The sequence below is a fragment of the Flavobacterium pectinovorum genome (assembly GCF_022802975.1).
GTDB classification, from domain to species: Bacteria; Bacteroidota; Bacteroidia; order Flavobacteriales; family Flavobacteriaceae; genus Flavobacterium; species Flavobacterium pectinovorum_B.
Window position 1 is genome coordinate 79516 of record NZ_JAFEVZ010000016.1, and the last position, 13025, is coordinate 92540.

Sequence of the window (13025 nt, forward strand, 5' to 3'; positions counted from 1 at the left end):
TTACTTCATTTAAACAGATATATTTTACTTAAACTTGTGCTTTTCCTCCTCTATCCTTTTCTTCATCATCCTCCTCTTTTTCTTCATCATCGGCAAAAAAGTATTTCGTTTGCTCTTCTCCAGCTAAGTCCTGAATTTCTTCAACTTCTAAAAATCTCTTACTCATAATTGTTTGTTTTAGTTAATATTTAAAAAAAATAGTTTAAATTTCAAAGCAGTGTATAGATTTCGAAAATATGCTATTCATCCACATATCTTACTACATATAAATACTTTACAATAATAAGATTTTTTTTTTAATAAGAATAAATTTAATTATTAAATTTGAAACAAAATGTTAAAAAAAATATAGCCAAACTATCTTAATTATAAATGCGTAGAGCCCAGATTATTTTGTTACTCATTATAGTACTACTAATTGGTTTTAGTAATAACTTCTATTCTCAAAATAAAGCCCTTTCTAAAAACGAAATTGAGAAATTAGTTACAAATGCTAAAGAAAATTATAAAATAAAAAATTATGAAAAATCTTTAACAGAATCAAGAACTGCCTTAAAATATGCCATTGAAATTAATGATAATATTATAACTGCTAATTGTTATAATTTAATAGGAGCTAATTTTTATGATTTACTTATGCCGGACAAAGCATTTATCTTTTATCTAAAAGCTTTATACTATGTTAATAAAACAGAAGACAATATTTTAAAAGGCAAAATCAACAATAATTTAGCAAATATCTATTTTTTTGAAAAAAAACAATACGAAAAAGGAATACAACATTATGAAAAATCTCTGTTTTACAGTACTAATTCGTCTGATACCTCTTTAATTTACCTTAGAAAACTTAATATTGCCTGGGCTTATTTTCAAATTAAAAATTTTAGAAAAGGCCTATCATTTTTAAATTACATAAATAGATTTAAAAAATATGGAGACGAATCGACTGAAGTAGCCTCAAATATGTTAAATGGCATATATTACGGGCATATAAACGACTCTGTAAAAGCAAATTTTTATTTTTTAAAAGCTATTGAATTAGGGAATAAAAGCTATGAAAAATTTGATTTATCAATTGCCCATCAAAAATATGCTGCTTTTCTATTTAAAAATAAGAATTATAAAAAAGCTTATGAAAACATTATGGAATTCAATCGATTAACCGATGAAATTACTGATTTAGCAAAACAAAAAAAAACAAAATTGATTGGGGTTAATCTGGAATTAGACGAATTTAAACGAGAGGTTGATAAAATAGAAGCCGAATACAAAAAAAAGCAGGGAAAACTACAAAAAGAACATTCCAGAAATAAAAAAATTTTTGGAGTTATTATTACTTTATTCCTTATCATCACCATTCTTTTTTACTTTTTTTACCAAAACTCAAAACTCAAACAAAAAAACAGGATAAAAAACATCCAGAATAAAATACATCAAAACATAATCAATGCCAGTATAGACGGACAGGAAAGTGAACGTAAAAAAGTAGCTTTGTTTTTGCACGACACTATCAGTGCTTCACTTTCATCTGCAGGCATGCATTTGAATGTTTTTTTATCGCAGCATAATCATAATACTGTTCCTGATGAAATTATAAAAACAAAATTTATTCTCGATGAAACCCATGACAAAGTAAGAGATCTTTCGCATGATCTTTTACCTACTTTATTGGTCCGTTTTGGTTTGTTATACGCTCTTGATGATTTGTGTGAAAAATATTCAAATTCGAATTTACATTTTGAATACCTGAATACTATTTCGAACAAAAAAAGATATGCTGAAAAATTTGAAACGAGACTCTATTTTATCGTTTCTGAACTTCTTAATAATATTATAAAACATAGTGACGCTACCAGAGCTGAAGTTTCATTGTCTGAAACCAATAATGAATTGGTTATTGAAATTACCGATAACGGAAAGGGGTTTGATATCAATAAATTTAATTTTGTTGAAGGATTTGGTCTCAATCAGATAAAAGCCAGAATAAATAATCTGAACGGACATTTTAATGTAAAATCGAAAATTAATGAAGGAACTTCTATTAAAATAACGGTTCCTATTAGTAATTAGTGATTAGTGATTAGTAAATCAGGGGTATTTTTGATTACTAAAAATCTAAACTCTTTTATCGATTTCGATGATTTCTAAATCTTTTATTTTTTCTCCTTCAATTACAAAGCGCAGCATGGTTCTTACCTGATGAAAACCGCTTTTGCCGGCTGCACCGGGATTCATATGCAGGAGATTGTTTTTTTTATCAAACATTACTTTTAAAATATGCGAATGTCCACAAATAAATAATTTTGGTGGATTGTTCTGCATTTCTTCCTTAATAGCAGGATTATATTTTCCGGGATATCCTCCTATATGCGTAATCCAGACTGAAACTTCCTCACAAAAAAAACGATTATTAAGCGGGAATTCCAATCGGGCCTGTGCATCATCAATATTACCGTAAACACAACGCAGCGGTTTTAGTTTTTTGAGCGTATCTGTAACATGCAGATCGCCAATATCTCCGGCATGCCAGACCTCATCAGCCTGAGCCACATATTTTAAAATAGTATCATCAATATGACTGTGTGTATCTGAAAGCAGGAGGATTTTGGTCATTCTAAGTGGCTAAGATTCTAAGTGGCTAAGATACTGAGAATTTTCTGCAGAGAAAACTAGAGATAAAAAAACTTAGAACCTTCGCAACTTAGAATCATAGCATCTTCAAAAAAACCTTTGTACCTTTGCAGCTCTGAACCTTTGAACCTTTACCTTGAGATATTTTATTCAATTTGCTTATAACGGAACACATTATCATGGCTGGCAATTTCAGCCCAACGCATCTTCTGTTCAGGAAACTTTAAACAAAGCCTTTTCGGTTTTATTAAATTCATCTATAAATATTATGGGTGCCGGAAGAACTGATACCGGAGTTCATGCGCAGGAAATGTATGGACATTTTGATTTTGACAATACAATTGATGTTCCGAATTTAGTTCATAAACTCAATTCATACTTACCAAAAGATATTGCTGTTTTTGATATTATTCTGGTTCATGATGACGCTCATTGCCGATTTGACGCTACCAAACGAACCTATGAATATCATATCAATACAGTTAAAAATCCGTTTTTAGACGGATTAAGCTGGTATGTGAATCAGAAACTGGATGTCGATTTAATGAATGAGGCAGCACAGATTTTACTGAAGCATACCGATTTTCAGTGTTTTTCGAAAGTAAATACCGATGTCAATACATTTGACTGCACGATTTTTGAAGCGTATTGGAAACAGGAAAAGAACAAACTGGTTTTTACAATTTCTGCGAATCGTTTTTTACGAAATATGGTTCGGGCGATTGTGGGAACTTTAATTAACATAGGGTTACATAAAATTACACTGGCCGATTTTGAAAATATCATTGCCAGTAAAAGCAGAGAAAAAGCCGGCTTTTCGGTTCCGGCACATGGATTGTATTTAACCGATATTTATTACGATTATTTATAGCTATAAGCTGTAGGCTTTAGGTAATAAGCTTCAAGTTTATGCCTAAAGCTTATTGCCTAAAGCTTAAAGCTTAAAAATATAATGAAAGCAAAAGCATTTGATACCGGATTATTCAAACGAATTTTAAAATATACCAAACCTTACAAATGGCGTTATTACGGCGTTATTGTTTTTGCTGTCTCATTGTCAATTTTTGCGGCACTTCGCCCCTATTTATTAAAACAAACTGTTGATGGCTACATTAAAACGCATGACAAGCAGGGTTTACTGATGTACATTATTTTGATGGGAGTTGTTTTATTGATGGAAGTATTCTCTCAGTTTTATTTTGTATTTTGGGCTAACTGGCTCGGACAGGATATTGTAAAAGATATTCGGAATAAACTTTTTAAACATATTTTAAGCTTCAGGATGAAGTATTTTGATTTGGTTCCGGTGGGACAATTGGTTACCAGATCGGTTTCGGATATTGAATCGATTGCCCGTATTTTCAGCCAGGGATTGTTTATGATTATAAGCGATTTGATGAAAATGCTCGTGGTACTGATTTTTATGTTTTATATGAACTGGAAACTAACCTGGATTGTGGTGGTTGCCATGCCGGTTCTAGTTTATGTTACCCGAATTTTTCAGCGCAAAATGCAGGTTGCTTTTGAAGAAGTAAGAACGCAGATTGCCAACATGAATTCGTTTGTTCAGGAGCGCGTTACGGGAATGAAGATTGTTCAGCTATTTAACCGGGAAAAAATCGAAGCAGATAATTTTAGGGTTATAAATGACAAACACAGAGTAGCGTGGATAAAAACGATTTTGTACAACTCAATTTTCTTCCCGATTGCTGATATTATTTCGTCGATTGCTTTAGGATTAGTGGTTGTATTTGGCGGTTTCAAAATCCTGAATGGCGATAATTTTACCACATTTGGAGATTTGTTTTCATACACGATGTTTATTGGAATGCTTTTTAATCCGTTACGTCAAATTGCGGACAAATTCAACGAGATGCAGTTGGGCATGATTGCAGCCAATCGTGTTTTTGACATTATTGACACACAGGATCATATTCAGGACACAGGAAAAATTGAAGCACCGGTTTTTAACGGAAGTATCGAATTTAAGCAGGTTCGTTTTAGTTATATTCCCGAAGAAGAAGTGATAAAAGGCATTGATTTATCTGTAGCATCAGGACAGACAGTTGCCATTGTAGGTTCGACCGGAGCCGGAAAATCCACGATTATCAATTTACTGAATCGTTTTTACGAAATCAACAGCGGAACGATTTGCATTGATGGAGAAAACATAGAGAATTATACTCTGGCATCACTTCGAAAACAAATTGCAGTGGTTTTACAGGATGTGTTTTTGTTTGCAGATACGATTTACAATAATATCACACTTCATAATCCTGAAATCACAAGTGAGCAGGTTCTGGATGCTGCGAAAAAAATTGGCGTTCATGACTTCATTATGAGTCTGCCGGATAATTACGATTTTGATGTAAAAGAACGTGGTGTGATGCTTTCGTCCGGTCAGCGACAATTGATTGCTTTTTTACGTTCGTATGTGAGTAATCCGAGTATTTTGATTTTGGATGAAGCAACTTCATCAATTGATACGTATTCTGAAGAATTGATTCAGCGTGCTACCGAAACGATTACAAAAGGAAGAACTTCTATAGTGATAGCGCATCGATTGGCAACAATTGTAAATGCTGATAAAATTGTAGTAATGGATAAAGGACTCATTGTTGAGCAAGGAACGCATCAGGAATTACTGAACAAGGCTGACGGTTATTACAAAAACTTATATGACTCACAATTTTCTGTGGCAAATTAATAAAAAATGACGTCTAAACATTTCTGAAATGTTAAAACACTGTTAGCATAATCATAAAATACCACCTCATAATCAACTAAATAACGTTATTTTTCTTTGAAATTGTATCTTTGAGTTATTAGAATTCAAATGCAAAAGAACATGCCACAGATTAGGTTTTATCCAAATGAAGAGTTTAAAGAAATAGACGTTAATGAATCTTTACAGTTTCGGTACGCCATTTCAAACAAAGGAAGATTAATAAGTTTTACAGACGATATACAAAACGGACGTCTCTTAAAAGGAGGTTTGAGCGATGGATACCCAACCTTTAGATTCAAAGTCAGAGAAGATGATAAAATTGTCAATAAATACCTTTTTCTTTACAAATTAGTTGCCCGGTATTTTATTCCGAAACAATCAGAAGAACAAACTTATGTCCTCCATTTAGATTATATCCGAAATAATGACGACGTAAATAATCTGCGCTGGGCTACAAGAGCCGAAATGATTGCGCATAGCCGTAAAAGCCCGCACGTAATTCAGGCCAAAAAGAACCTGATTGAACACAATATAAAATCAGACGGCAGAAAACTGACCACCACAAAAGTCATGTTAATCAAAAAAATATTGGCTCGCCCGGAGCAAAAAACACGCCTAAAAATGATTGCAAAACAATTTGGCGTAAGCGAAATGCAGATCAGACGTATTGCCAGCGGTGAAAACTGGGGACACGTGAAGGTCTAATTGTGAAATGTAGTATGGTTGATGGTTGATTGAATCAACTGCTGTCACTCTGAGCGGAGTCGAAGAACTTTTGTAATTAAGAAAGACTTCGACTCCGCTCAGCCTGATATTGATATTGTCATTGATTTTTGATCTTAACAAACATCCCTTTTTTCAGATTTATATTCAAAAATGTATTTTACAATCAATAATTCACAATTTACAATTAACAATTCCCATGATTTCTGTGAAAAGACCAAAATCATAAACGGTAAAATTTTTTTTTTGAATAATTTTTTAAAATAAATCCTTAAATTCGCAAGCAGAAATAACAAACGGAAAATCGGAAAGTGAGTTTCGGAATTACAAACCTCTTTTTCGGTAATAAATACTAAAAACAAAAAAATGACACGAGCGTTAGCGACTGCATTTTAGCATTAAAAACAAATTAAAAAACTTTAAAATGACACGAGGTTTTGCCGACTGCATTTTTTTTCAAATAACAAATAAATAAGCAAAAAATGAAATACGACGTTATTGTTTTAGGAAGTGGTCCCGGCGGATATGTTACAGCTATCAGAGCATCACAATTAGGCTTTAAAGTAGCTGTAGTTGAAAAAGAAAACTTAGGTGGTGTATGTTTAAACTGGGGATGTATCCCAACAAAAGCATTACTAAAATCGGCTCAGGTTTTTGATTACCTAAAACATGCTTCTGATTACGGATTGACAGTTTCTGAGTTTGACAAAGATTTCTCTGCTGTAGTACAACGCAGCCGTGGAGTTGCAGAAGGAATGAGCAAAGGAGTTACTTTCCTGATGAAAAAAAACAAAATTGACGTTATTGAAGGTTTCGGAAAATTGAAACCTGGAAAAAAACTTGACGTTACTGATAAAGACAATAAAGTTACAGAATATAGCGCAGACCATATTATCATCGCAACAGGTGCCCGTTCTCGTGAGTTGCCAAACCTTCCTCAGGATGGTGTGAAGGTAATTGGATACCGTCAGGCAATGACATTGCCAACACAGCCAAAATCTATGATTATCGTAGGTTCAGGAGCAATTGGAGTTGAGTTTGCACATTTCTACAACTCAATGGGAACTGATGTTACTATTGTAGAATTTATGCCAAACGTTGTACCGGTAGAAGACGAAGATATCTCAAAACAATTTGAAAAATCGTTGAAAAAAGCAGGTATCAAAGTAATGACTAATTCTTCTGTAGAAAAATTAGATACTTCAGGAGCTGGTGTAAAAGCTACTGTAAAAACTGCCAAAGGAGAAGAAATCCTTGAAGCTGACATCGTACTTTCTGCGGTTGGAATCAAAACAAACATCGAAAATATCGGTTTAGAAGAAGTAGGTATTGCTGTAGACCGTGATAAAATCTTAGTAAACGCTTACAACGCAACCAACATTCCTGGTTACTACGCCATTGGAGACGTTACTCCGGGTCAGGCTTTGGCTCACGTAGCTTCTGCTGAAGGAATTAACTGTGTGGAAAAAATTAAAGGTTTACACGTAGACCCTATCGATTACGGAAACGTTCCGGGATGTACTTATGCAACTCCTGAAATTGCTTCTGTTGGTTTAACTGAAAAACAAGCTAAGGAAAAAGGATACGAATTAAAAATTGGTAAATTCCCATTCTCAGCTTCTGGAAAAGCAAAAGCTGCCGGAAATGCTGACGGATTCGTAAAAGTAATCTTTGATGCTAAATACGGAGAATGGTTAGGATGCCACATGATTGGTGCAGGTGTTACTGATATGATTGCTGAGGCAGTTGTTGCACGTAAACTGGAGACTACAGGCCACGAAATCCTTAAATCAATCCACCCTCACCCAACCATGAGTGAAGCAGTTATGGAAGCGGTTGCTGATGCTTATGGAGAAGTGATTCACTTGTAAAAATTACAGGTTACATATAATTTTCAATTTAAAGAAATCCGGTTTGTGCAGACAGACCGGATTTTTTTATGGGCATGCCCCGCAGAAAAAGCGGGTCGGGCTATTCACTAAATTCCCGATTAACAAAAACTACGGCTAAAAAGCCTTTTTTTTCTAAATCGGGAGATACCGCTGCTATCCCTCATGCGACACTCGTTTTCATAATGATATTTTTTGTTAGGCAGTTCAATCATAACCCAAAAGAACCACTGAAGAAAGAACAATTTCAATAATTTATAAGAAAAAACTATTTAAAAACAGCGTGAAAGCAACCATTTTAAAAAAAACACATCTTTTAAGTAAACTATCCTAAAATTTTAACCCATGAAAAAGTTTACTTTACTATTGATTTTCGCCATCCTAACTTCCTGCAGTAATGATGATAACAATGTATCCTCTAAAAATAATTTAAAAGGCAAATGGAATTGGATTCTTACTTCGGGAGGATTTGGAGGTGGAGGCTACACTCCCGAAACTACAAAGCAAACCAAGGTTATTCAATTCTCAGGAAATACCTTAAAAACTTACATTAACGGTACTTTATCCCAGACACAAAAATTTTCGATTCAGACCAAACCCTCGCCTTTGGGAGGTAATCGAAAAGTGATCGTAATAGACAAAGGCAACTCCATAACAAATGAAGTTTATATTGATCAGTCTTTTGAAATCATTGGCAAAAAGCTTTATTTAAGAGACGAATGTGTGGACTGTTACACCTCTGAATATGAACGCATAAAATAGTCTTTTCAGGTCTTATAAATGATAGAAGTCTGAACTAGCCCTGATGGGAGCGGTATCTCCCGATATAGAAAACAAGGCTTTTTTGCCGTAGTTTTTCTTATCGGGAATTTAGCGGACAGCAGGACAAAAGGTTCTTATAAAAACAAATGTTCTGCTTCTTAACTTCGCTACACAAAATGAGAGCGAAAAACCCCAGACAGAAAACGAAAGAAAAAGGAGTGCCGGCGAATAATGCTGTTTTTAAAAAACAACAAAATATACACCGTTACAAAACTACGTGCACAATTGTCGAAATATTCAGGTTATCAGCTTAACTTTGCAATCTATAAAACTAAAAACGTTAAAATACAGCATTATGAATATTTTGGAATTAATGAAAAAAAGATACTCTGCCAAAAAGTACAACGCTGAAAAAGTAATTCCGCAGGAAAAAATTGAAGCTTTAAAAGAGGTTTTATACCTGAGTCCTTCTTCAATAAATATTCAGCCATGGAAATTTACATTTGTGCAAAATCAGGAAATTAAGGCGCAATTAGCTGAAGTTTCCATGCACAATAAGGAAAAAGTAAATCAGGCAAAGCTGATAGTTGTATTTAGCGTAGCTGATGATCTGGATGCTTTTCAGCAAATAGTCGATACTGAATTACCCGAAGCCCGCAGAAACTGGTACAATCAAATTAAGGCGAGTAAACCTGAAGCCGACATGAAAACATGGTTGTCTCAGCAGGTGTATATTGCTTTGGGAGTTGGTTTAACAGCAAGCATTGCGTTAGGCCTGGATTCTACAGCTATGGAAGGTATCGAATCCGATAAATACAAGGAAATCCTTAGTATGCCGGCCTTTAAACCATTGTTTGCAATGGCGGTTGGTTATGGTGCCGAAGATGATTTTAACCGAATTGAAGTTTCGCCTAAATCCAGAAGATTACTGGATAGTTTGATTGAGAGTATCTAATAACTGTCAAACTAAACACAATGCCATGACGTTAAAAATATGATTCTTTGATTAACGCTTTTTGATTGCCAATATTGTAAAACCTTGTTATACCAGAAATCAAAAATCTTTAATCTTTTTAGATTCGGTTTCATATCTGAATAGCATGCATTCATAGACTTCTTTCTTCTTATATTTGATTAAAAACGAAATACCATCGTAAGCAAAAACTAACAAATCATATTTACATTCCGATTTGCGATAAGCGGGTCGGATTTTTTTATGGCATGCCCCGCAGAAAAAGCGGGTCGGGCTATTCGCTAAATTCCCGTTTAACAAAAACTACGGCTAAAAAGCCTTGTTTTTCTAAATCGGGAGATACCGCTGCTATCCCTCATGCGGCACTCGTTTTCATTAGAAAATTTTGTTTTATAAGATCAAAATATTTTTAAAATCACCTTTTAAAACCAATATATAAAACAGAATTTTCTTATATTTATCGTTCCTTAAATTTACAAAAATGAATTGGTCGTCTAAATTAATCCATCACAAAAAAGAAATACGAATTGCTGTTTATTTTGAAAAAAACGCACAATTAATTGAGCGCATCAAACAATTTGAAGGATCAAAATGGAGCCAAACCTTAAAAGTATGGCATTTACCGGACAATGAATCTAACCGAATTCATTTTAAAATACCCGCTGCCTATTTATCATTACCATCAGAAGAAGGAATTTTAGCTATCCAAAAGTTTAGTAATTGGCTTACCTCAAGACGTTATAGTCACAATACAGTAAAAACATATACTGAGGCTTTAAAATCCTTTTTGGTTTTTCATCGGGAACTTCCAGTTTCCGAAATCACAAATGATCATATCATACTATATAATAACGATTATATTTTAAAAAATAACCTTTCGGCTTCCTATCAAAATCAAATCATCAACGCTCTAAAATTATTTTTTAAAATTATTGAATCCCGAAAAATAATCCCTGAAGAAATTTTTCGTCCTAAAAATGCAAAAACTTTACCCAATATTTTGAGTAAAGAGGATGTATTGCGAATTATAGATTCTACTGCCAACCTAAAACACAAAACCTTACTGGCATTAATTTATTCAGCAGGACTTAGAATCAGTGAAGCCATCAATATGAAACTTACTGACATTGATAGTCAGCGTATGTTAATACACATCAAAAATGCCAAAGGGAAAAAAGACCGTTATACATTATTATCAAATAAAATTCTTCTTTTGTTACGAGAATATTACAGCGTATACAAACCTCAGTTGTATTTATTTGAAGGCCAATTTAAAGAACAATATAGCAGCCGAAGCGCACAGGCCGTTTTACAAATAGCAGCCCGAAAAGCCGGAATTACAAAACGGATTAGTTTGCATACTTTACGACATAGTTTTGCTACTCACCTACTAGAATCAGGAACTGATTTACGATATATTCAGGATTTATTAGGACATAGCAGTCCAAAAACAACTATGATTTACACACATGTATCAAGCAATTCATTACAAAAAATCATCAATCCCTTCGATATGTAAGAAATAATTTTATTTTTGTATTGCAATAAAACGCAAAAAAACAAACCAAAACATGCGTATAACATACCTATTTGGAATAAAACAGGTTAAATTTATTCGCATATAAAAGAGTTGGCGGTAATTTTGCCGTTGAAAAGAGAATTTTATTAAACCTGATCTTTAATGTACAACTCAAAAGATATATTATTTCATATAAATCATTATCAAAGTGAGTTAGATGAATCTTATAATTTATTAAAACTTTTAGAAAGCGGAAATTTAAAGGGAAATAATGAGCCTGCTCAAGAAAGTATTGAAGAAATTAAAAAGCATATTAAATATTTATGCTTTTTTACCTCTTGTTTTCTTGATATTGCATCTTCTTTAAGAGGACTTGTTGACTGTGAAACAGATTGGGAAAGAAAGTTTTACTTTAAAAATGGATTTGTAGTTATTTATGAGTCTTTAAAAACTTTTGGGAAACACCAAAATGAAATTCGTAATTTAATTTCCCGAGATTTCAATGAATTAGAACCGAGATTTCTAAATATTACCTTGAAATTAAAAGAACTTAAAAAAGAACATAAATATGATACGTTGATTACAAAGTTCAGAAATAAAGCAGGTGCACATTATGATGAAAATTTTGCAGAATATTTTGAACACTTAAGAAGTATTGATAAACCAATTAGTGTGAAAACAGTTTCTGACTTCTCAAATTTTTTGATGTCGTTAATTGTATTTTGGAGCGACATAACAGACATATATTACGAAAAAATAACAGAAAGAATGAGTAGTGGAAAATAAAAAACTACCGCCAACACACGCTACAAGCAATTTGGGAATTTGGCTTAATGGAAAAATTGGTTTGTATTTGAGAGATTTGGAAAATCCGAATGATAACGCTGATTTAATCCCAAACTGCTTGTAGCGCGAGAACGTTATGCGCAAGCATAAGAACAATCTAATCATCGAGATATAAAATGGGAATTTCAAGTAAAGACAGAAAAAATCTTTGGGGAAAATCAGGAAACAGATGTGCGATTTGTAAAACTGAGTTGTTTAATAAAAAGTCAAACGCAACAGAATTTAATATTGGTGATGAATGCCATATAATAAGTAGCAAGAAAAATGGACCAAGACATAAAGAAATAACTGCCTATGATACTGCTGACAATTTGATTTTATTGTGTAGAAATCATCACAAGGAAATTGACACATTAGTTGATACTTATACTGAAGAACTCCTTCGATATATAAAGCAAAATCATGAAAATTGGGTAAATACAATTTTAAAATCAAATATTGATAAAACACCAAAACCTAAATTTTTAATTCGAATTACATCCGGAAAAGAACTGTTAGAAATTCTTTCGGCTACAGGCTGTAGAACTGATTATGATGAGATAGAGACTGAAGATGAAGCAGAATTTATTGGAGGACTTGCTCAAGATTTTTTAGATTATCTTGATATTATTAGTCTTTCAGAACCATATGAAAAAGTAAAAATTACTCTTTCGCTTAATAACATGTTAAAGGATTTAGAATCGAAAGGATATTTTCTATTTGGCGAAAAGAAATTAGAAAGTTGGAAATTTGGGGATAATAATGAAAAACTTGAAATAGCAACTTTGGTAATAAAGAAAATTGAAAGTGCAGATATTATCAAAGTGGATTTAAATAATGCCAGCGCCTAATCGAGTAGACGGCTCCGTCTCAAATAGAACGGAGTGCGCCTCTCACACCACCGAGCGTACGGGTCACGTACTCGGCGGTTCGCAAAGTGATGGGTTAAGTTCGATGTAAACATCCATTAAAGAT

General features: G+C 33.3%; 12 protein-coding genes. 10 read left to right on the forward strand and 2 right to left on the reverse strand.

Features of this window, described 5'->3' with window-relative positions:
• Positions 1 to 28: 28 nt before the first annotated feature.
• Positions 29 to 166 carry a hypothetical protein gene (locus FLV_RS18270; RefSeq protein ID WP_243236131.1) on the reverse strand — a complete coding sequence of 46 codons (138 nt, stop codon included), beginning with the start codon at positions 164 to 166 and terminating at the stop codon, positions 29 to 31.
• 206 nt (positions 167 to 372) lie between these two features.
• Between FLV_RS18270 and FLV_RS18275 the strand changes: the two genes are divergently transcribed.
• The gene (locus tag FLV_RS18275) at positions 373 to 2070 is read left to right on the forward strand and encodes an ATP-binding protein (protein ID WP_243236132.1); all 1698 of its coding nucleotides are present in this window, start codon (positions 373 to 375) and stop codon (positions 2068 to 2070) included.
• A 45-nt stretch (positions 2071 to 2115) separates the two neighbouring features.
• Here FLV_RS18275 and FLV_RS18280 read toward each other — a convergent pair whose 3' ends face one another.
• Positions 2116 to 2613 carry a metallophosphoesterase family protein gene (locus tag FLV_RS18280; RefSeq protein WP_243236133.1) on the reverse strand — a complete coding sequence of 166 codons (498 nt, stop codon included), beginning with the start codon at positions 2611 to 2613 and terminating at the stop codon, positions 2116 to 2118.
• 154 nt (positions 2614 to 2767) lie between these two features.
• Between FLV_RS18280 and truA the strand changes: the two genes are divergently transcribed.
• The 9 genes from truA to FLV_RS18325 all read left to right on the forward strand — a co-directional run bounded on the left by truA (position 2768) and on the right by FLV_RS18325 (position 12901).
• Positions 2768 to 3502 (forward strand): tRNA pseudouridine(38-40) synthase TruA, encoded by a 735-nt coding sequence (gene truA, locus FLV_RS18285; RefSeq protein ID WP_243236134.1) that lies wholly within the window; start codon positions 2768 to 2770, stop codon positions 3500 to 3502.
• An 81-nt stretch (positions 3503 to 3583) separates the two neighbouring features.
• Complete coding sequence (locus FLV_RS18290) at positions 3584 to 5338, forward strand: ABC transporter ATP-binding protein (RefSeq protein WP_243236135.1); 1755 nt, start codon at positions 3584 to 3586, stop codon at positions 5336 to 5338.
• 141 nt (positions 5339 to 5479) lie between these two features.
• Complete coding sequence (locus FLV_RS18295; protein WP_243236136.1) at positions 5480 to 6064, forward strand: NUMOD4 domain-containing protein; 585 nt, start codon at positions 5480 to 5482, stop codon at positions 6062 to 6064.
• 500 nt (positions 6065 to 6564) lie between these two features.
• Positions 6565 to 7953 (forward strand): dihydrolipoyl dehydrogenase, encoded by a 1389-nt coding sequence (gene lpdA / locus FLV_RS18300; RefSeq protein ID WP_110345121.1) that lies wholly within the window; start codon positions 6565 to 6567, stop codon positions 7951 to 7953.
• Positions 7954 to 8316: 363 nt separating this feature from the next.
• Positions 8317 to 8733, forward strand: a complete 417-nt coding sequence (locus tag FLV_RS18305; RefSeq protein WP_243236137.1) for a hypothetical protein — start codon at positions 8317 to 8319, stop codon at positions 8731 to 8733.
• A 355-nt stretch (positions 8734 to 9088) separates the two neighbouring features.
• A complete protein-coding gene (locus FLV_RS18310) occupies positions 9089 to 9688 on the forward strand; it encodes a nitroreductase family protein (RefSeq protein WP_243236138.1) in 600 nt (199 codons plus the stop codon).
• A gap of 499 nt (positions 9689 to 10187) precedes the next feature.
• Positions 10188 to 11225 (forward strand): tyrosine-type recombinase/integrase, encoded by a 1038-nt coding sequence (locus tag FLV_RS18315; RefSeq protein WP_243236139.1) that lies wholly within the window; start codon positions 10188 to 10190, stop codon positions 11223 to 11225.
• 162 nt (positions 11226 to 11387) lie between these two features.
• A complete protein-coding gene (locus tag FLV_RS18320; protein WP_243236140.1) occupies positions 11388 to 12011 on the forward strand; it encodes a hypothetical protein in 624 nt (207 codons plus the stop codon).
• Between the two features lie 176 nt (positions 12012 to 12187).
• Positions 12188 to 12901: an HNH endonuclease gene (locus FLV_RS18325; protein WP_243236141.1), complete on the forward strand. Its 714-nt coding sequence runs from the start codon at positions 12188 to 12190 to the stop codon at positions 12899 to 12901.
• The last annotated feature ends 124 nt before the right edge of the window (positions 12902 to 13025 follow it).

Bases quoted from the DNA above. Each gene is read 5' to 3' on its own strand.
- FLV_RS18295 (WP_243236136.1), top strand. From the start codon at position 5,480: ATGCCACAGATTAGGTTTTATCCAAATGAAGAGTTTAAAGAAATAGAC.
- FLV_RS18280 (WP_243236133.1), bottom strand. From the start codon at position 2,613: ATGACCAAAATCCTCCTGCTTTCAGATACACACAGTCATATTGATGAT.
- FLV_RS18275 (WP_243236132.1), top strand. From the start codon at position 373: ATGCGTAGAGCCCAGATTATTTTGTTACTCATTATAGTACTACTAATT.
- FLV_RS18315 (WP_243236139.1), top strand. From the start codon at position 10,188: ATGAATTGGTCGTCTAAATTAATCCATCACAAAAAAGAAATACGAATT.
- FLV_RS18290 (WP_243236135.1), top strand. From the start codon at position 3,584: ATGAAAGCAAAAGCATTTGATACCGGATTATTCAAACGAATTTTAAAA.
- FLV_RS18310 (WP_243236138.1), top strand. From the start codon at position 9,089: ATGAATATTTTGGAATTAATGAAAAAAAGATACTCTGCCAAAAAGTAC.
- FLV_RS18270 (WP_243236131.1), bottom strand. From the start codon at position 166: ATGAGTAAGAGATTTTTAGAAGTTGAAGAAATTCAGGACTTAGCTGGA.
- FLV_RS18325 (WP_243236141.1), top strand. From the start codon at position 12,188: ATGGGAATTTCAAGTAAAGACAGAAAAAATCTTTGGGGAAAATCAGGA.
- lpdA (WP_110345121.1), top strand. From the start codon at position 6,565: ATGAAATACGACGTTATTGTTTTAGGAAGTGGTCCCGGCGGATATGTT.
- FLV_RS18305 (WP_243236137.1), top strand. From the start codon at position 8,317: ATGAAAAAGTTTACTTTACTATTGATTTTCGCCATCCTAACTTCCTGC.
- FLV_RS18320 (WP_243236140.1), top strand. From the start codon at position 11,388: ATGTACAACTCAAAAGATATATTATTTCATATAAATCATTATCAAAGT.